Raw genomic sequence first — 17914 nt, 5'->3', positions numbered from 1 at the left:
CGAACACCAAAGCACAATATCCTGCCTATATCCACTGCACTCCTTTACGGCTATCAAACTCTATAAATATTCCTCAAACCAGAACTTCAGTGCAGCTTCATTGACACCAAACTGGCCCTTCCAGAAATCTGCAGGATAGCTCCACTCACTGGAGCGAGACTTTCTGGGCATTGTGCCGATATTTTTAAACCCTGACAAAAAGCCTTTATGCTCAGGGCTTTCCAAAACACTGAGATGCCCTAACAGATCAATCAAACCGCGCGCCTCATTTTTTGTCAGTTTGCAAGAAGAAAGCGATCTCATCTTTCTTTCAAGCGTCATAAGAGTATCGTCATCGCTCAAATTTCTTAGAAGCATCAAGAGCTCACTAAACGCAGAGAGTGATACGGCTTCTTTGATTTCAGACTCATTGTGCTTTTTCAAAAAAATATAGAGCTGTTCAGGCGCTCCACTGTTGGTAGCGCCGTCTACATATCGCATAATGTTATAAAGCGTGAAATTCATGCTTCGAGTTTTAAAGCCCCCGCATATATCGCATTGCACAGCGTCATTTGACTCAAAAGAATGATGCGGTAATTTAGAAGCGATCGCGAATGCAGGCAAAGCCGCTCTATACTCGGCACGGCCATGTTCCAAACCAAACAGAAAGGAATCCACTACTCTTTTTTTGATCGTTAGATTTATTTGATGATGAAGCTTATCCAAAAGCTCATCATGGCTCATATCGATGCTCGGTATGATTATGTCGTTTTCGCGGAGAGCCGTTATCAGTGATTGATCTTGCATTTTTTCCAGGGAGCCAGCTGAAAGAAATGCCTTGAGCGCTTTCTTCAATGAGTTGTCCATTTTTGCTCCTGTCACGCAACTGATTTCGCTACTTTTATTGTAAGTCCAATATCAACAACACAATTCGCTACCCGATGGGTTCAAACCTTACTAACAACTTATGCTTTTTGACCTTTTCAACCAAGAGCTCCGACACGACTGGATCTATCCAAATCACGTTGTTGACGAATAAAAAATCCAACCCTTCAGATGATGACGCATCAACGACAAATTTTTTGACTCCTCGAACTCTATGATCTTTCGCCAGCACTCCCGATTGTTTATTTTTGATAGTCAGTGCTTTTCCAGAGTACTCGGATTGAAAATAGTCGAAACAGGAAATTTTTCTACTATCATGAATAAAATAGTATTTCTTTTCCGTAATCTCGCCATTGAAATATTTGGTCTCTGCAGGAATGAAAACCAGCTGATTTTTACAGTCGTCGACTACCTCCTTCATTTCCTCAGACATGAAGAAAGCTCCGCAAGTGGTCAAAAAGAAATCAGATGTCAATCTCTTGACTTTCTTATCCATGATAAGAGAAACCGATGTGTTCGAAAAACAAAAATCCCTTCCCGTTTGATAATGATCTTCAAGCGCCGGAGAAAACTTTACGTTCCCATCAGTAAAACCGTCGATCAAGTACTCATGGCAAAGCGAATAGTAATTCATGTATTTCCTTTAACATGCTGATCTAGTGCCTTTCGGCCCTGGGTCCTTGTCTTGCAAACGCAGTGTATCTGCTCCAAAGCTCATCCTGATACGTCGCTCGACGGAGCCAGTTTTCCTGAGAATCTGCTTAACAGGCGCGGTAAAAAAATTGAGGTTTTCGTTGGACCACGTGCTGCCTCAGCCATGCTGCTCTCAGATCCCTTGCCCACCCGACACCTCGATCCGCTGCCCCGTCACCCAACGGTTCTGCGGTGCCAGCAGGCTGGCGACCATCGGCCCGATATCCTCTGGCACCCCTGTGCGCCCAAGGGCAGTCATCGCGGCGAATTGCTGGTTGAGTGCGGGGGTGTCGCGCACTGCGCCGCCGAGAAAGTCCGTTTCGATGGCACCAGGCGCGACGCAGTTGGCGGTGATGCCGCGCTCGCCCCATTCGCGGGCCATGTACACGGTGAGCATTTCGACCGCTGCCTTGGCGGCGGCGTAGGCGGCGAAGCCGGGCATCGACACGCGGGTCAGCCCCGAAGAGAAGTTGACGATGCGCCCGCCGTCTTCGAGCAACGGCAGCAACGCCTGGGTGAGGAACAGCGTGCCTTTCACGTGGGTGCCGAACAGCGCGTCGAACTGCGCTTCGGTGGTGCTTGCCAGCGGCGCCATCTCGCCTTGGCCTGCGTTGTTGATCAGGTGGTCGAAGCGTGGCCGTTGCCAGTGGCTGGCCAAGGCTGCGGAAACCGCTTCGGCGAAGGCGGGCAGTGTGTGCAGGGCGCTGACATCCAGTGGCAGAGCGAGCGCCTGGCGGCCCATGGCGCGGATTTGCTCGACCACCGCCTGGGCCTGCGCCTGGCCTTCGCGGTAAGTGAGGATGACGTCGCCGCCCTGGCGGGCGATGGCCAGCGCGGTGTTGCGGCCCAGGCCGCGGCTGGCGCCGGTGATGATCGAGACGGTGGCCATGCTGAGCTCCTTGAAAGCTGTGAGGGAAACCCACGATAGGGCCGTCCCGGTGATGAAGTTGCCTGATCCTCGCCAGGCCTTGCCTGTTCAGCCGGCGTGGGTTGTGCGCAGGGCCTGGGCGCGCTGAAATGGGCTCGCTTCAACTGCGAGTGCTCACTCATGCCCACCTTGCTCGACGTCGCCCGCCGGTATGCCGATGCCCATCAACACCAAGGCGTGGCCCGTACACCGTTTGCCGGGGTGTCGGTGTTGCGCGAAACCTCACCCACGCAATTGCTCTACGCCATCTCCCGGCCCTTGGTGGCGCTGGTGCTGCAAGGCAGCAAGCGAGTGGCTATCGGCAATCAGGCGTTCGAGTTCTCTGCGGGGCAGTCGCTGGTCATCAGTGCGGACGTGCCGACCGTCAGCCAGATCACTCAGGCCAGCGCCGGCCGGCCTTACTACGCGTTCGTGATCGAGCTGGATCTCGGGCTGATCGAAGCGTTGGTGATGGAGATGGGCAGCGCGCCGTTCAGCGCCAGCTCGGGGGTGCGCGTTGAGCCGACCGATGCCGAGGTGGCCCAGGCGGCCTTGCGGTTGCTGAACTTGCTCGAACGCCCCGCCTCTGTGCCGATTCTCCAGGGCCCACTGATGCGCGAGTTGCATTACTGGTTGCTGGCTGGCCGCCACGGCGGTGCCTTGCGTGCGCTGGGCGTGCCCAGCAGCCATGCGCGAAAAGATCAGCCGGGCGATCGGGCGGATCCGCGCCGAATTCAACCAGCCGCTGCGCATGGAGCAATTGGCCGAAACTGCTGGGCTGAGCCTGTCGGCGTTTCACGCGCACTTTCGGCAGGTGACCACGCTCACGCCGTTGCAGTACCAGAAGCAGTTGAGGTTGATCGAGGCAAGGCAGCGTCTGCTGGAGGGGCTGCCGGTCGCCCGCTGCGCTTTTGAGGTGGGTTATGAAAGCGTGCCGCAATTCACCCGAGAGTACGGGCGCCTGTTCGGCCTGCCGCCAGCCAGGGATGTGCGGGAAATGAAAGCGCGGCTCAGCCGGGCAGGCTGAGCCGCGGTGGGGCGTTACTCGTGGTGCTCGGCGCCGACGAACGTCAGAGAGCTGAAGTAGCCGTACGAATCGATGGCCTTGTTGCCCTCGACCTTGGCGTCGCTGTAGGCGGCGATCACGTTCAAGCCCTCGTTGCGCACGGTGACCTGCGCGCGGCCGTCCTTGTCGGTAGTGACTCCGGCCTGTTCAGGCATGTTGCGGAAGTCTTCGTAGAGTTTGACCCCTTCGACCGGCTTGCCGTTGGACAGCACCTGCACGGCCAGCGGCTTGCCCTGGCCGACAGCGGTCGGGTCCACTTGCGGCACGATCACCAGGCCCAGTTTGTCGAGCTTGGGCAGTTGGGTGTAGTGGTCGTTGATCGCCAGGCTGTAGCGCAGGCCCTGGGTGGTGGATACGGCGTTCTTCACCTCGGCTTTGGGTTTCTCGGCCCATTGGCCTTCGGCGTCCTTGGTCCAGACGCCTGCGTCGAATTCCACGGCCACCACCGCTGCGCCCTTGGCGGGCACCACGCGGGCGTGGTCCTTGAGTTTCTCGATCTCGACCTTCAGTGCATCGCCTTTGCCATTCCAGGCGTGGGCGGCTTTGACCTGGGCGGGGTTGAAGGCGTCGTCTTCGGCGCCTTCGCCGACCACCACTTCGATGTGGCCACGGCGTTGTTCGGTCCAGAGGCCGTGGGCGCTGGCGTGGGTGGCGGCGAGCAGTGGCAGGGCGGCGGCGAGCAGGTGCAGCGAGAAACGTTTCATGTAGAGCCTCGTTGTCGGAAGGAGCACTAAGCTAACGAAGCGGCGGTGGTAAAATCCTGTTCGGTACTGTTACCAGATTTTGCCGATGCTCATTGTTCGGGGTCCACGGGGGCATCGGGCAAGAGCAGGCGGGCGATCAGCGGCAGGTGATCGGAGATGCCGAGAGTGTCGCCTTGGCGCACCTGCGCCTCCAGGCGGCTCAGCGCCGGGCTGTGGAACAGGTAGTCCAGGGTGCGGCTCGGGCCCGGCTGCGGGCTGCCGTTGGGGCGATGACTCAGCCAGTGCTGGCGTTCGGCGCCGCTGGCTTCGGCGTTGCTGGGGATCATCGGATAGCGTTCCCACAGCAGGTGCAGGTCGTTGGTGGGTGAGTAACGCTCGCGGTGTTCGGGCGCCAGCAACGGGTGTTGGCCCAGCGGCAGCGCGTTGAAGTCGCCGCCCACCAGCCAGGGCGTGCCCTGGCTCTCCAGCTTGTCGATGTGCCGCAGCAGGGTGATCAATTGCTCGCGCTGGGCCGCGTCACCTGTGCGGTAGTGATCCAGTTCGGTGTTGAGCACCGCCAGCGGCGTGCTGCGCTGCACCGGTAGCCAGGTGGTCAGCACCGCATGGCGCGGGCCGAACAGGCGGCTGATGGCATTGCCGGGCAAGGGTAGAGCGCTGCGTTCGGCCTGGCTGATGCGATAGCGGCTCAGCGTTGCCAGCGTACGCCCGGCGCTGCCGAGGATGTGGCGATCTGGTACGAAGCTCGCTTTCCAGGTGTAGGTTTGAGCGGCGCAAGGGTAGAGGTCGGCCAGGCGTTCGCGCAGCAGGGCCAACTGGTCTTGATAGGCGGAGGCCTTGGCGCCGTTGTCCACCTCCTGAAGCAACAGCACGTCGGGGCGCTCAGCGCGGATCACCCGCACGGCTTCATCGAGCGTGTGGGCAAGGTCTGCCTCAGTGGGGCGGGTATCGCTGCCGTGGTTTTCGTCGTACCAGAACACGTAGCGGGTGCCGGCCAGGTACTGGAGGTTCCAGGTCATCACCTTCAGCGCCTGGCCAGGCACCAGGTCTGGTGCTTGCTTCTGGCATTGCACAGCCAGGGGCTCATGTTTTGGCGGGTGCCAGCTGGCTTTGTAGGCCCATAGCCCGAGTGCGACCAGCGCCATCAGGGCCAGCATCCAGGCTGTCCGCAGGTGTTTCACCAGTTTGCCTTAGCGCTGCTCACGCAGGCTGGGGTCGGCCACCAGCATGAACAGGCGATACAGCACGACCGTGGTGAACAGTTGCAAGAAGCTGTTGAGGCTATCGATCACCAGTTGCACCAGCCTGTTGCCGCCTTCCGGCGGGTAGACCTGGCTGCTCGCCCAATCAATTGCCCACAATGGCACCAGCACCAGCAGGATGCACGACAGGATGCGCCAGAAGTGGCCCTGCGTGAGCAGAAAGCTCTGTTTGACTGCAGTGAGCGGGGGCAACCCCCGCAGCACCATCAGGTATTCCGAGAACGCCAGCTTGGCCATCACCCACAACCCCGGCAGCACGAACAACGACATCCCCAGCATGATGCACAGCGTATTGAGTGCCGCCAGCAGGGCAAAAGTCGGCCACAGGCGCAGGGCCATGGCCCAAAGATCCTGGGTGCGTGGGTTGTCACCGTGGCTGCGGGCGTCGAGGAACAGGATCAGGGCGCCGGTGTACAAGGGATAGAACAGCAGGCCGACGAGGATGTCGAACACAGGTGAGCCCTTGGGCCCGGTGCTGTGGGCTACCAGTTGCTCCGCCAGCGCTTCCAGCACGATCGGTGGCAGGCACAGCGCAGCGATGGCCAGCAGGTGGCGGCGGAAGAAATACAAGGCGTCTTGGACAACGGTCAGCGGATTCATCGGGTTCGCATCGAGATCGGGTGGGCAAAGCAGGCGTCACTGTAGCCGATCAGCCGGCTGGATAAATTAACTTTAATGCGTGGTATGGATTGAAAGGCCCAGGGCCGGGCCGCATTGTTTTCTCGTCTGGCCAATGCGCCAATTCTTTGGGCAACTTGCGAGGTCGCCATGAACAGTGATGAACAAACCCTGATCGATGGCCTGTTTACCCGTTTGAAAAAGGCCGAGGCCGAGGGCGGCGCGCGCGACGCTCAGGCCGACCAGTTGATCAAGCAACACCTTGCTGCACAGCCGTCTGCGGCCTATTACATGGCCCAGGCCATCCTGGTGCAGGAAGCTGCGCTCAAGCGCATGGACGAGCAGAAGCGCCAGCTCCAGGCCGAGCTCGATGAGGCGCGCAGCCGCGCTCAGGCGCCGGCTCAACAGGGCGGTGGCGGCTTTCTCTCCAACCTGTTCGGTGGCGGTAACCGCGAACCTGCGCCGGCTCCGCGCAGCGCAGGTGGGTGGCGTGACCCCAACAGCGGCTGGGGCCAGCCTGCGCCGCAGCAGAATTACGCGCCGCCGCCACAGCCCCAGGCTGCGCCGGCCGGCGGCGGTTTCATGCGTGGCGCGCTGCAGACCGCTGCGGGCGTGGCCGGTGGTGTGATGCTGGCCGAGGGCATCAGCAGCCTGTTCCACCACAACAGTGCCCCGGAGGAGATCGTCGAGGTAATTCGCGATGAGCCGGCAAACTACGATCAAGGCCAGGTGGCCGACCAAGGCAACCAAGGCAACTGGAGCGACCAGGACCCAGGCGGCTTCGCCAACACCGATTGGGGCAGCGACGGCGCCGACGGCGGCACCTTCGACGACGATGATTACGTCTGAACCCCCAAGGGCTGGCATACTGCTCGCCTGACCACGCAGCGCCGCCTTCGGGCGGCGCTTCCGTATCCAGCCGAAAAGGGGCAGGTGTGAAGACCATCGCTGTGTTCGCCGATGTACAGAACCTGTATTACACCGTGCGCCAGGCCTACGGTTGCCACTTCAATTACTCGGCCTTCTGGCAGCAGATCAGCCGCGAGGGCCAGATCGTCAAGGCTTATGCCTACGCCACCGAGCGTGGCGACCCGCGCCAGCAGCAGTTCCAGCAGATCCTGCGCAACCTGGGTTTCACCGTGAAGCTCAAGCCCTACATTCAGCGCGCCGATGGCTCGGCCAAGGGCGACTGGGACGTTGGTATCACCATCGATGTGCTCGACGCCGCACCTGACGTCGATGAAGTCGTGCTGGCTTCCGGTGACGGCGATTTCGACCTGCTGCTGCAGCGAGTGATCGAGCGCAATGGCGTGCAGGCCACCGCCTACGGTGTGCCGGGGCTGACCGCAGGCGCATTGATCCGCGCCGCCAGCCGCTACATCCCCATCGAAGGCAGCCTGCTGCTGCGCCATTGAGCCGGGCAGTGGCGCTCGGCGGGCGCACACTGGTGTAAACTGCGCGCCCGCATTTGCCCCACCCTGATTGGTACCGCCATGACCTTCGCCTCCCTCGGCCTGATCGACCCTTTGCTGCGCACCCTGGAAGCCCTGGGCTACAGCGAGCCCACGCCAGTCCAGCAAAAGGCCATTCCTGCCGTGCTCGCTGGCCGCGACCTGATGGCCGCCGCTCAGACCGGCACCGGAAAGACCGCAGGCTTTGCCTTGCCGCTGCTGCAGCGCCTGGCGCAGGAGGGGGCAAAGGTTTCCAGCAATTCGGTGCGTGCTTTGATACTGGTACCCACCCGCGAGCTGGCCGAGCAGGTGCACGCCAACGTGAGTGCCTACGCTGAGGCGCTGCCGGTCAGCACCTATGCGGTGTACGGCGGCGTCAGCATCAACCCGCAGATGATGCGCCTGCGCCGTGGTGTCGACCTGCTGGTGGCAACGCCCGGGCGGCTGATGGACCTGTTCCGGCAGAACGCGGTCAAGTTCAACCAGGTGCAGGCGCTGGTGCTCGACGAAGCCGACCGCATGCTCGACCTGGGCTTTGCCGAGGAGCTGCGCGGCCTTTATGCCAGCCTGCCCAAGCGCCGCCAGACGCTTCTGTTCTCTGCCACCTTCTCCGACGAGATCCGCCTGCTGGCCGGGCAGATGCTCGACGAGCCGCTGTCGGTGGAAGTCAGCCCGCGCAACGTTGCTGCCAGCAGCGTGAAGCAATGGCTGGTGACGGTGGACAAAAAGCGCAAGGCCGACCTGTTCTGCCATCTGCTAAAAACCAAGCGCTGGAAGCAGGTGCTGGTGTTCGCCAAAACCCGCAACGGCGTCGACCAACTGGTCGAGCGCCTGCAAGGCCAGGGCTACGCCGCCGACGGCATCCACGGCGACCGCCCGCAGGCCACACGCCAGCGCGCGCTGGATCAGTTCAAGGCCGGCGAGCTGGCGATTCTGGTCGCCACCGACGTGGCTGCGCGTGGGCTGGATATCCAGGACCTGCCGCAGGTGGTCAACCTCGACCTGCCCATCAACGCCGAAGACTACGTGCACCGCATCGGCCGCACTGGGCGCGCGGGTAACACAGGTGAGGCCGTATCGCTGGTGTGCGCCGATGAAGTCGACCAGTTGGCCGCAATCGAACGGTTGACCCGGCAAGTGATCAAGCGGGTCGATGAGCCTGGCTTCGAGCCCGACCACCGCGTGCCGGAAACCACCGCAAGCGGTGAAGTGATCAAGAAACCGAAGAAGCCCAAGAAGCCGAAAACCGCAGGTGCCAAGGGCTCGCTGGGGCGCTGGGTGGAAAACAACGACACGCCGCAGCCGGAGATTCAGGCGGTGCGCAAAGTGCCCAAGTTCAATACCGGGCCGCGCAAGCGTAAGCCTTGAAATAGATCGAGAACGGCCAGCGGCTTTTTCCGCTTGAGCATTGGCCGATCATTATTCGGCTCACCCAATGAGCCGAATAATCTCGCTAATCGGCTCATGGCCTAAATCAAAACGCAATTCTTGGCTCTATTTAACTAGGCCAATACTACCTAATGTGCGTCCAGTTATTTCCACAGCATAGGTAGCATCCATGACCCAACGCCTCGACTACACCCAACTCGCCGCCGAAGCCAGCGCCAAATACCTGGACTTCACTCTCGAACTCACCCGCAGAACGCCATGGCTGGCACCGCTCAAGCACCTGGTGATGCTGCGTTCTTCGCAGCTCAACGGCTGCGCTTTCTGCGTGGACATGCACGTAAAGGAAGCGCGCATTCACGACGAGCGTGAACTGCGGTTGCACCACGTTGCGATCTGGCACGAGTCGCCGCTGTTCTCGGCCCGCGAGCGCGCAGCCTTGGCCTGGACAGAGGTGCTCACGCACCTGCCACCCAAGGGCGTGAACGAGGCCGAGTACGCTCAGGTGCGTGAGCAGTTCTCCGAGAAAGAAGTGGCTGAGCTGACTTACCTGATCATCGCCATCAATGGCTGGAATCGGTTGGGGGTGGCCTTCACCGCAGTGCCGGGAAGCTGCGATGAACTGTATGGATTGGATAAATCCGGGCTCAATTAAAAACCTGTTAGGCGCCGGATGGCCTGGCCCAGGCGAAACGCATCCGCTGGGTCGCTGCAATGGGTGAAGCCAATCAGCAGGCCCGGAACAGCGGGATCCGCTGCGTACCACTGCGACAACGGCTGCACAGCCATGCCTTGGGCGAGCAGTTGTTGGGCCAGCCATCGGTCATCCAGATGCGCGGCCAGCTTCAGCAGCAGGTGCATGCCGCCAGGTGCAGGCTCCGCTCTCATCCCGGCGCCCAGCCCTTGTGCCAGCGCATCGGCCGCCTCGAGGCGGCGCTGAGCATAGAGCTTGCGCATGCGCGCGATGTGCCGGGTGAAGTGCCCCTCAGCCATGAACGCCTGAACCTGCGCCTGCACCATCGCCGGCACGGCGCCCGCGAAAAAGCAGCGGCTGGTGTGCTCGAAGCGCTCTACCTCACTTGCCGGCACCACCAGATAGGCCACGCGCAGGCCGGGGAACAGCACTTTGCTGAAGGTGCCCGAGTAGAGCACCCGGCAGCTCGCATCCAGGCTGGCCAGGGCCGGCAGAGGCCGGCTGCTGTAGCGGAACTCGCCGTCGTAGTCATCTTCCAGCACCCAGCTGTTTGCCTGGCTCGCCCAGGCCAGCAACGCCTGCCGGCGCGGGAGGGAGAGGCTCACCGACAGCGGGCTTTGGTTGGCGGGCGTCACGACCGCCAGGCGCGCGTGGGCGGCTTCGATGATGCCTTGATCCACATTCAGGCCCTGCTCATCGACCGCGACCGGCACTGGCGTAAAACCTGCTTCGCGCAGCAACTGGCGCGTGGGCGGGTAACCGGGGTTTTCTACCCACACCGCATCCCCTTGGCTTAGCAATGCCTGCGCAACCAGCGCCAGGCTGTGCCGCCAGCCGCTGGTGATGAAGACTTGCCCTGCCTCGCAACGCAAACCGCGCGCCATCTGCAGGTACGCCGCAATGGCTGCGCGCAGATCGGGCAGGCCGTGGGGCGGCGGATAGTCCAGTGCTTCTGTGCCCATGGCGCGCAGGTAGCGTGCGCCCATGCGTGCCCACAGCTTGCGCGGGAATGCGTCGAGCGCCGGCACACCCATCTGGAAGGGGAGCAGGGTGGCGGGGCGCCAGAGGGTGTCGGGGAAGTGCGCACCCTGCGCTGGCAGTGTCTCGGGTTTGGCATGCGGAGTGTTGGGCAGGCGCAGGTTAGGGTTCACCACCGTGCCGGCTGCGCCGCGAGCCAGCAGGTAGCCCTCGCCGGTCAACTGGGCCCAGGCCTGGTCGACGGTACCCCGCGCCACGCCCATTTCCTTGGCCAATGCGCGGACCGAAGGCAGGCGTTCGCCTGGCTGGAGTGTGCCGGTTTCGATGGCGGTGCGGATGCGTTGGTAGAGTTGGTGGTGGAGGGGGAGCTTGATCATTGTTGGACAGTCAGTAATTGCGGATGCGGCCAGGCCCAGATTACCTTGGCGCCAGCGCCTTTGCTTGCACTGGATTCGCGTATGACCATCACCTTTGAAGTCGAATCTGCGCTGACTGACCGCAAGTATGAACAGGTCGTGCCGGGTTTGTAATTGGATGGCGAAAGGTACCGTGGGTGGCTAGCCGTAGACACATGCCGAAAACGCAAAAGCCGCGCAATTGCGCGGCTTTGGGGATGTCTGGTGGGCCCACACGGACTCGAACCGTGGACCAAAGGATTATGAGTCCTCTGCTCTAACCAACTGAGCTATAGGCCCTGACAGGCCGCCGATTATAACCAGCTCCTACGCCTGGCACCATCCGAAAAACCATTCAGAAATAAAGACGTGCAGATTTTTTCACGCGTTCACTTCTTGATCCTGGCACCGCCCCATTCGTCGAAAAACCAAGCCCAAAAAAATCCCCGCGACTGATCACTCAGAGGCGGGGATCGGTGTTTCAACGCCAGCTATCACTCATCCAGGAACGAACGCAGGTGCTCGCTACGGGTTGGGTGGCGCAGTTTGCGCAGGGCCTTGGCTTCGATCTGGCGGATCCGCTCGCGGGTCACGTCGAACTGTTTGCCCACTTCCTCGAGGGTGTGGTCAGTGTTCATGTCGATGCCGAAGCGCATCCGCAGTACCTTGGCTTCACGGGCGGTGAGGCCTGAGAGCACTTCGCGGGTGGCTTCCTTGAGGCTTTCGACGGTGGCCACATCGATCGGCGACTGCATGGTGGAGTCTTCGATGAAGTCGCCCAGATGGGAGTCTTCGTCGTCGCCGATGGGAGTCTCCATCGAGATCGGTTCCTTGGCGATCTTCAATACCTTGCGGATCTTGTCCTCAGGCATTTCCATACGTTCGCCCAGCTCTTCCGGGGTAGGTTCGCGGCCCATCTCCTGGAGCATCTGCCGGGAAATACGGTTGAGCTTGTTGATCGTTTCGATCATGTGCACCGGGATACGGATGGTGCGCGCCTGGTCGGCGATCGAACGGGTGATCGCCTGGCGGATCCACCAGGTGGCGTAAGTCGAGAACTTGTAGCCGCGGCGGTATTCGAACTTGTCCACCGCCTTCATCAGGCCGATGTTGCCTTCCTGGATCAGGTCGAGGAATTGCAGGCCGCGGTTGGTGTACTTCTTGGCGATCGAGATCACCAGACGCAGGTTCGCCTCGACCATTTCCTTCTTGGCGCGGCGGGCCTTGGCCTCACCGATGGACATGCGACGGTTGACGTCCTTGATCTCGGCGACGGTCAGACCGCATTCGTTCTGCAGTGCGACGAGCTTTTCCTGGCAGCGCTGTACATCAGCCTTCAGGCGACCCAGAGCTTCGGCGTACTTGCTCTTGCCGGCGGCCAGGCCTTCGGCCCAGGCGGTGTCGACTTCGTTGCCCGGGAAGGAGCGCAGGAAGTCGGCACGCGGCATGCGGGCATCACGCACACACAGCTGCATGATGGCGCGTTCCTGAGTGCGGACGCGATCCAGAGCACCGCGCACCATTTCAACCAGGCCTTCGTACTGCTTGGGCACCAGCTTGATCGGCATGAACAGCTCGGCCAGGGCCAGCAGTTCGGCAACGCCTTCCTTGCTGCCACGGGCGTGCTTTTTCAGAACCTTCTGGGTGACTTTCAGCTGATCCGCTACAGCGCCGAAGCGCTGGCGAGCGATTTCCGGGTCGGGGCCGCTTTCGGTCTCTTCCTCGTCGTCGCTGTCGCCGCTTTCCTCTTCTTCCTCTTCATCCTTTTCAGCGGGCGCCGCTTTGGCGTCGGCAGGAGGCGGAGGCTCGGAAGGCTCGGCGATGGCATCATCGGGGTCGATGTAGCCGCTGAGGACGTCGGACAGGCGGCCACCTTCAGTGGTGACGCGGTCGTATTCGCTCAGGATGTGATCGACGGTGCCGGGGAAGTGAGCGATGGCGCTCATCACCTCGCGAATGCCTTCCTCGATGCGTTTGGCGATTTCGATCTCGCCTTCGCGGGTCAGCAGTTCGACGGTACCCATTTCGCGCATGTACATGCGGACCGGGTCGGTGGTGCGGCCGATATCGGTTTCAACCGCAGCCAATGCGGCAGCGGCCTCCTCGGCGGCGGCTTCGTCTGTGTCGGCCTCGGCCAGCAACAGGGCATCCGCATCCGGGGCACTCTCGAATACGTTGATCCCCATGTCGTTGATCATGCGGATGATGTCTTCCACCTGTTCCGGATCTGAAATATCCTCCGGCAGGTGGTCGTTGACCTCCGCGTAAGTCAGGTAGCCCTGCTCACGACCGCGGGTGATCAACTCTTTGATACGAGATTGCTGTTGCGCTTTTCCGGACATAACACCCTATCCACTTAAGGTCTTGGCGGGCAAAAAACAAGCCGAGGATTATACCGCAGCTAGGACCTCACACGCCAGTTGAGGTCGGGGTTTGTGCGTTCGCCTTGCTGTTGAAGAGATCGCGCAGCTGGTCTTTTTCCTCTGCGCTAAGCGAGTGGCCCTGCCGGGCCTTGTTGAGCAGCAGCTCCAGGGCGCGCTCACGCTGGCGCGCCGACAAGCTGGTTATGGTGTCGAAAAACTGTTGTTCAAGGTTGTCGGCATCGATCAACCACTCCTTTTCGGCCAGTGCAGTCAGCAAGCGGCCCTGATCGGTGCCGTGCCAGCGTGCGATCAACTGTAGGGAGCGTAGCTGAGGATTCTTCTGAAGTGCCTCCAGCAACGCCACCAGCAATTGCGAGTAAACCTGGTTCTCATCGGCGAAATGGCTGGCGTCTTCGACCTGGCCAGCCAGTTGCGGATGGTGCAGCAAACTTCGCAGCGCGCTGAGTACCGGAGCTTCGACGCTCACTGGCGGGCGCGGGGCACGTGGTACGAAATCGCCACGGCCTTTGCCCTTGTGCCACGGTTTGCCGCCTCCGCCGTCCTTCTTCCATGGCTTGCGCTCGGCGCCTTGGCGCGGCGCCCATTGCTGCGGCTGGGCGTCGGCAGCGTAATCGGCGTAGGCCGGGGCGTAGTCGCCGCCATGGCCGTCGAAGTCGATGCCGCCGACGTCAAATTCCGTTGCCGCAACCGATTGAGGCGCAGCCGGCGCCTGTTGCGCCAGTTGGCTCAATGCCTCGCCCGACAGCCCGGTGATTTCCGCCAGGCGCGCACGCATCAGGGCCTTGAGGTTGGCGCCGGGAATGCGATCGATCAGCGGTGCCGCCAGGGTGACCATGTGCGCCTTGCCCTCGAGCGAGCGCGGGTCGGCTTCTTCGGTCAGCTGCTGGAAGAAATAATCGGCCAGCGGCTGCGCGTGCTGATGAATACGGGCGCGGAAGGCATCGGTGCCTTCGGCACGCACCAGTGAATCGGGGTCTTCGCCTTCGGGCAAAAACAGAAAGCGCGCCTTGCGCCCATCCTGCAGGCTGGCAAGCGTTGACTCGAGCGCGCGCCAGGCGGCGTTGCGGCCGGCCTGGTCGCCGTCGAAGCAGAACAACACACTGGGCACGAGGCGAAACAGCCGTTTGAGGTGCTCTTCGCTGGTGGCCGTGCCCAGGGTTGCCACGGCATTGCGCAAGCCCTGCTGGGCGAGCGCAATGACGTCCATGTAGCCCTCGACCACGATCACTTCGTCGAGGTTGCGATTGTGCTTGCGTGCTTCGTACAGCCCGTAGAGTTCCTGGCCCTTATGGAACACCGGGGTTTCCGGCGAGTTCAGGTATTTGGGCTTGTCGTCGCCCAGCACCCGGCCACCGAAGGCGATCACCCGGCCGCGGCTGTCGCGGATGGGGAACATCACCCGGTCACGGAAACGGTCGTAGCGCTTGCCGGAGTCGGCGTTCTCGATCAGCAAGCCCGCATCGATCATCACCTTCTGTTGCAAGGTGTCGGCGCCCAGGTGCTTGAGCAGGTTGTCCCAGCCCGGCGGTGCGAGGCCCAGGCCGAAGTCTCGCGCCACCTCGCCGGACAACCCGCGGCCCTTGAGGTATTCCACCGCCGCCCGGCGTTGCGGGTGGTTCTTCAGGGCCTGGCGGTAGAACTCGGCGGCCGCCTCCAGTAACGGATACAGCGGCGAGTCGGTAGGCTGGCGCGGTTTGTTGCTGCGCCGGCCGTCCTCGCGCGGCACCTCCATGCCCAAGGCCTTGGCCATTTCCTCGACCGCCTGGGGAAAGTCCAGGTTGTCGTGGTCCATGACGAAGCCGAGTGCGTTACCGCCGGCGCCGCAGCCGAAGCGGTGATCGAACTGCTTGTCGGGGCTGACGGTGAAGGAGGGGGTCTTTTCCTTGTGGAACGGACAGCAGGCGGAGTAGTTCTTGCCGGTTTTCTTGAGCTGCACGCGCGAGCTGACCACATCGACAATGTCGGTGCGGTTGAGCAGGTCGTCGATGAAGCTCTGTGGAATCAGCCCGGCCATACGGGTTCCTTCAGGCGTTGGCGCCAGTGGGTCACGTTAAGCCCTTCAATGAGGAGCGTATCGGGCGAGGCGGGAAAAACTGGAGGGAGACATCAGGCAACTGACAGCAGAGTGCCACTTTCCAAAAACACAATTGCCAAAAGCCCGGCTTTTGAGGGCCGGGCCAGGCAGAAGCTTGCAGCGTGCGACTGTATCAGTACAGGCGTACGGCGCGGCGCTGTTCGCGCTGAACTTTCTTGGCGTGACGCTTTACAGCGGCAGCAGCCTTGCGCTTGCGCTCGGCGGTGGGCTTTTCGTAGAACTCGCGGCTACGAACTTCGGCCAGTACGCCGGCTTTTTCGCAGGAGCGCTTGAAACGACGCAGAGCTACGTCGAAGGGTTCGTTCTCTTTAACTTTGACGGCTGGCATCCAGAGCTACCTTCATTCATTACCGGGGCAACGTACCCCATGGCGGAAAGCGCTCTGGATACGTCAGTTTTTAAGGGTTGCGAATAGTACCCCTTGCGTAAGGGGTTTGCAAAGCCTCTGATCGAAAACCGCTGGCCGGCATGGCGAGCGGCGACTATCATGCGCGCCTTCTTCATATGCCCAAGGCCCGAAACCAGAAGCCATGCTAGTACTGGGAATGGAAACATCCTGCGACGAAACCGGCGTAGCCCTCTATTGCAGCGAGCGCGGCCTGCTGGCAGATGCGCTATTCAGCCAGATCGACCAGCACCGTGTCTACGGCGGCGTGGTGCCCGAGCTCGCTTCACGCGATCACGTCAAGCGCATGCTGCCGCTGATTCGGGAAGTGCTGGCCGGCGCCGGCTGTGAAGCCCGCGACATCGACGCCATCGCCTATACCGCCGGCCCCGGCCTTGTCGGGGCCCTGCTGGTAGGCGCTTCCTGCGCGCAGGCGCTGGCGTTCGCCTGGGGCATTCCGGCACTGGGTGTGCACCACATGGAGGGCCATCTGCTGGCGCCGATGCTCGAGGAGCAGCCGCCGGTTTTCCCCTTCGTTGCATTGCTGGTGTCCGGCGGGCACACGCAATTGGTGCGGGTCGATGGTATCGGCCAGTACCAGTTGCTGGGCGAGAGCCTGGATGATGCCGCCGGCGAGGCCTTCGACAAAACCGCCAAGCTCATGGGCCTGCCGTACCCTGGCGGCCCCGAGATCGCTCGCCTGGCCGAGCAGGGCACGCCCGGGCGCTTTACCTTCCCAAGGCCAATGACCGACCGCCCTGGCCTGGACTTCAGCTTCAGCGGCTTGAAAACCTTCACCCTCAATACCTGGCAGGCCTGCCAGGCGGCCGGTGACGATGGCGAGCAAACCCGCTGCGACGTGGCCCGCGCTTTCCAGCAGGCCGTGGTAGAGACGCTCGCCATCAAATGCAAACGGGCTCTCAAGCAAACCGGCCTCAAGCATCTGGTGATTGCGGGCGGCGTCAGTGCCAACAAGGCCCTGCGCGCGGAGCTCGAGCACATGACCGCAGCCCTCAAGGGCGGTGTTTTCTACGCCAGGCCACGGTTTTGCACCGATAACGGCGCGATGATCGCCTATGCCGGTTGCCAGCGTTTGTTGGCAGGGCAGAAGGAAGGCCTGGGCATCCATGTGCAGGCGCGCTGGCCAATGGAACAATTGCCTGCGATTTGAGCCAGATCAGCCATTCATAACTCACAGGTTATGAGTGGCCATCGTCTTTTCAGTATTTAAACGCCGCCGGTTGTTCGACACTGGCCGGCATGCGCCCCGTGAGCGCGTGCCCTATAACTCGAACAACAGGAGCTCGACGTGTCTGATCAGGATCAGAGCCGCTTCGTCATCCGTGACCGTAACTGGCACCCCAAAGCCTTGACCCCCGACTACAAAACCTCGGTAGCCCGCTCCCCGCGCCAGGCGCTGGTGAGCGTTCCGCAAACTGCCAGCGAAAGCACCGGCCCCAATTTCTCTCATCTCAAGTTCGGCGAGCACGACAACGACCTGCTGCTCAATTTCAACAACGGCGGCCTGCCGGTGGGTGAGCGCATCATCGTTGCCGGCCGTGTGCTGGACCAATACGGCCGCCCGGTGCCGCATACGCTGGTGGAAATGTGGCAGGCCAACGCCGGTGGGCGTTATCGCCACAAGAACGACCGCTACCTTGCCCCGTTGGACCCGAATTTCGGCGGCGTCGGCCGCGCCCTGACCGATGCAGACGGCAACTACCAGTTCCGCACCATCAAGCCGGGCCCGTACCCCTGGCGCAACGGCCCCAATGACTGGCGGCCGGCGCATATCCACTTTTCCATCAGCGGCCCGTCGATTTCCACCCGGTTGATCACCCAGCTGTATTTCGAGGGCGATCCGCTGATCCCGATGTGCCCGATCGTCAAGTCGATCGTTGACCCCGAAGCGGTCCAGAGCCTGATCGCCAGGCTCGACATGGCCAATGCCAACCCCATGGATTGCCTGGCCTACCGCTTTGACATCGTTCTGCGCGGCCAACGCCAGACCCACTTCGAGAACCGCTGAGGAGCC

General features: G+C 61.6%; 17 protein-coding genes, 1 tRNA gene and 1 pseudogene. 8 read left to right on the top strand and 11 right to left on the bottom strand.

Annotated elements, in window-relative coordinates; translation table 11 throughout:
* Window positions 1-60: 60 nt before the first annotated feature.
* The 3 genes from LN139_RS18140 to LN139_RS18130 form a co-directional block, all read right to left on the bottom strand.
* Window positions 61-846: a hypothetical protein gene (locus tag LN139_RS18140; RefSeq protein ID WP_236355478.1), complete on the bottom strand. Its 786-nt coding sequence runs from the start codon at window positions 844-846 to the stop codon at window positions 61-63.
* Between the two features lie 67 nt (window positions 847-913).
* Complete coding sequence (locus LN139_RS18135; RefSeq protein WP_236355477.1) at window positions 914-1498, bottom strand: imm11 family protein; 585 nt, start codon at window positions 1496-1498, stop codon at window positions 914-916.
* Window positions 1499-1690: 192 nt separating this feature from the next.
* The gene (locus LN139_RS18130; RefSeq protein WP_236355476.1) at window positions 1691-2446 is read right to left on the bottom strand and encodes an SDR family NAD(P)-dependent oxidoreductase; all 756 of its coding nucleotides are present in this window, start codon (window positions 2444-2446) and stop codon (window positions 1691-1693) included.
* Between the two features lie 159 nt (window positions 2447-2605).
* On the opposite strand from LN139_RS18130, the pseudogene LN139_RS25810 reads away from it, so the two are divergent.
* Together LN139_RS25810 and LN139_RS25805 are read left to right on the top strand one after the other, a co-directional pair.
* Window positions 2606-3061 (top strand): annotated as a pseudogene (locus tag LN139_RS25810) (AraC family transcriptional regulator); the annotation flags it as partial.
* A 91-nt stretch (window positions 3062-3152) separates the two neighbouring features.
* A complete protein-coding gene (locus LN139_RS25805; RefSeq protein ID WP_442964337.1) occupies window positions 3153-3491 on the top strand; it encodes a helix-turn-helix domain-containing protein in 339 nt (112 codons plus the stop codon).
* A 14-nt stretch (window positions 3492-3505) separates the two neighbouring features.
* Here the strand turns inward: LN139_RS25805 and LN139_RS18115 are convergent, their stop codons facing one another.
* The 3 genes from LN139_RS18115 to LN139_RS18105 form a co-directional block, all read right to left on the bottom strand.
* Window positions 3506-4234, bottom strand: a complete 729-nt coding sequence (locus LN139_RS18115) for a DUF4198 domain-containing protein (RefSeq protein WP_236355473.1) — start codon at window positions 4232-4234, stop codon at window positions 3506-3508.
* An 89-nt stretch (window positions 4235-4323) separates the two neighbouring features.
* A complete protein-coding gene (locus LN139_RS18110) occupies window positions 4324-5415 on the bottom strand; it encodes an endonuclease/exonuclease/phosphatase family protein (protein ID WP_236360503.1) in 1092 nt (363 codons plus the stop codon).
* A 6-nt stretch (window positions 5416-5421) separates the two neighbouring features.
* Window positions 5422-6093 carry a hypothetical protein gene (locus tag LN139_RS18105; protein WP_236355472.1) on the bottom strand — a complete coding sequence of 224 codons (672 nt, stop codon included), beginning with the start codon at window positions 6091-6093 and terminating at the stop codon, window positions 5422-5424.
* 168 nt (window positions 6094-6261) lie between these two features.
* On the opposite strand from LN139_RS18105, the gene LN139_RS18100 reads away from it, so the two are divergent.
* The 4 genes from LN139_RS18100 to LN139_RS18085 all read left to right on the top strand — a co-directional run bounded on the left by LN139_RS18100 (window position 6262) and on the right by LN139_RS18085 (window position 9603).
* Entirely contained in the window at window positions 6262-6960 is a 699-nt protein-coding gene (locus LN139_RS18100) for a DUF2076 domain-containing protein (protein ID WP_236355471.1), read from the top strand.
* Window positions 6961-7046: 86 nt separating this feature from the next.
* Window positions 7047-7526: a LabA-like NYN domain-containing protein gene (locus LN139_RS18095; protein WP_236355470.1), complete on the top strand. Its 480-nt coding sequence runs from the start codon at window positions 7047-7049 to the stop codon at window positions 7524-7526.
* Between the two features lie 78 nt (window positions 7527-7604).
* A complete protein-coding gene (locus LN139_RS18090; protein ID WP_236355469.1) occupies window positions 7605-8930 on the top strand; it encodes a DEAD/DEAH box helicase in 1326 nt (441 codons plus the stop codon).
* A gap of 190 nt (window positions 8931-9120) precedes the next feature.
* On the top strand, window positions 9121-9603 hold the full coding sequence (locus tag LN139_RS18085; protein WP_236355468.1) for a carboxymuconolactone decarboxylase family protein: 483 nt from the start codon (window positions 9121-9123) through the stop codon (window positions 9601-9603).
* Here the strand turns inward: LN139_RS18085 and pdxR are convergent.
* The 5 genes from pdxR to rpsU form a co-directional block, all read right to left on the bottom strand.
* Window positions 9600-10997, bottom strand: a complete 1398-nt coding sequence (gene pdxR, locus LN139_RS18080) for a MocR-like pyridoxine biosynthesis transcription factor PdxR (protein WP_236355467.1) — start codon at window positions 10995-10997, stop codon at window positions 9600-9602. The genes LN139_RS18085 and pdxR overlap by 4 nt on opposite strands.
* Before the next feature lie 241 nt (window positions 10998-11238).
* A tRNA-Ile gene (locus LN139_RS18075) sits at window positions 11239-11315 on the bottom strand.
* 194 nt (window positions 11316-11509) lie between these two features.
* Complete coding sequence (rpoD, locus tag LN139_RS18070) at window positions 11510-13357, bottom strand: RNA polymerase sigma factor RpoD (RefSeq protein WP_236355466.1); 1848 nt, start codon at window positions 13355-13357, stop codon at window positions 11510-11512.
* 67 nt (window positions 13358-13424) lie between these two features.
* Window positions 13425-15413, bottom strand: a complete 1989-nt coding sequence (dnaG, locus tag LN139_RS18065; RefSeq protein ID WP_236355465.1) for a DNA primase — start codon at window positions 15411-15413, stop codon at window positions 13425-13427.
* Between the two features lie 193 nt (window positions 15414-15606).
* The gene (rpsU, locus tag LN139_RS18060) at window positions 15607-15822 is read right to left on the bottom strand and encodes a 30S ribosomal protein S21 (protein WP_003255575.1); all 216 of its coding nucleotides are present in this window, start codon (window positions 15820-15822) and stop codon (window positions 15607-15609) included.
* 202 nt (window positions 15823-16024) lie between these two features.
* Between rpsU and tsaD the strand changes: the two genes are divergently transcribed.
* Together tsaD and pcaH are read left to right on the top strand one after the other, a co-directional pair.
* On the top strand, window positions 16025-17050 hold the full coding sequence (gene tsaD, locus LN139_RS18055; RefSeq protein WP_236355464.1) for a tRNA (adenosine(37)-N6)-threonylcarbamoyltransferase complex transferase subunit TsaD: 1026 nt from the start codon (window positions 16025-16027) through the stop codon (window positions 17048-17050).
* A gap of 138 nt (window positions 17051-17188) precedes the next feature.
* Window positions 17189-17908, top strand: a complete 720-nt coding sequence (pcaH, locus tag LN139_RS18050) for a protocatechuate 3,4-dioxygenase subunit beta (protein ID WP_236355463.1) — start codon at window positions 17189-17191, stop codon at window positions 17906-17908.
* Window positions 17909-17914 lie beyond the last annotated feature (6 nt).

The sequence above is a fragment of the Pseudomonas sp. KNUC1026 genome (genome assembly GCF_021650705.1).
Lineage (GTDB): Bacteria > Pseudomonadota > Gammaproteobacteria > Pseudomonadales > Pseudomonadaceae > Aquipseudomonas.
Note: the sequence above shows the minus strand (reverse complement) of the source record. Positions and strands in the feature narration are given on the sequence as shown.

Excerpts from the sequence above, each read along its gene's own strand:
- LN139_RS18140 (WP_236355478.1), bottom strand. The coding sequence starts at position 846 with ATGGACAACTCATTGAAGAAAGCGCTCAAGGCATTTCTTTCAGCTGGC.
- LN139_RS18135 (WP_236355477.1), bottom strand. The coding sequence starts at position 1,498 with ATGAATTACTATTCGCTTTGCCATGAGTACTTGATCGACGGTTTTACT.
- LN139_RS18130 (WP_236355476.1), bottom strand. The coding sequence starts at position 2,446 with ATGGCCACCGTCTCGATCATCACCGGCGCCAGCCGCGGCCTGGGCCGC.
- LN139_RS25805 (WP_442964337.1), top strand. The coding sequence starts at position 3,153 with ATGCGCGAAAAGATCAGCCGGGCGATCGGGCGGATCCGCGCCGAATTC.
- LN139_RS18115 (WP_236355473.1), bottom strand. The coding sequence starts at position 4,234 with ATGAAACGTTTCTCGCTGCACCTGCTCGCCGCCGCCCTGCCACTGCTC.
- LN139_RS18105 (WP_236355472.1), bottom strand. The coding sequence starts at position 6,093 with ATGAATCCGCTGACCGTTGTCCAAGACGCCTTGTATTTCTTCCGCCGC.
- LN139_RS18100 (WP_236355471.1), top strand. The coding sequence starts at position 6,262 with ATGAACAGTGATGAACAAACCCTGATCGATGGCCTGTTTACCCGTTTG.
- LN139_RS18090 (WP_236355469.1), top strand. The coding sequence starts at position 7,605 with ATGACCTTCGCCTCCCTCGGCCTGATCGACCCTTTGCTGCGCACCCTG.
- LN139_RS18085 (WP_236355468.1), top strand. The coding sequence starts at position 9,121 with ATGACCCAACGCCTCGACTACACCCAACTCGCCGCCGAAGCCAGCGCC.
- pdxR (WP_236355467.1), bottom strand. The coding sequence starts at position 10,997 with ATGATCAAGCTCCCCCTCCACCACCAACTCTACCAACGCATCCGCACC.
- rpoD (WP_236355466.1), bottom strand. The coding sequence starts at position 13,357 with ATGTCCGGAAAAGCGCAACAGCAATCTCGTATCAAAGAGTTGATCACC.
- dnaG (WP_236355465.1), bottom strand. The coding sequence starts at position 15,413 with ATGGCCGGGCTGATTCCACAGAGCTTCATCGACGACCTGCTCAACCGC.
- rpsU (WP_003255575.1), bottom strand. The coding sequence starts at position 15,822 with ATGCCAGCCGTCAAAGTTAAAGAGAACGAACCCTTCGACGTAGCTCTG.
- tsaD (WP_236355464.1), top strand. The coding sequence starts at position 16,025 with ATGCTAGTACTGGGAATGGAAACATCCTGCGACGAAACCGGCGTAGCC.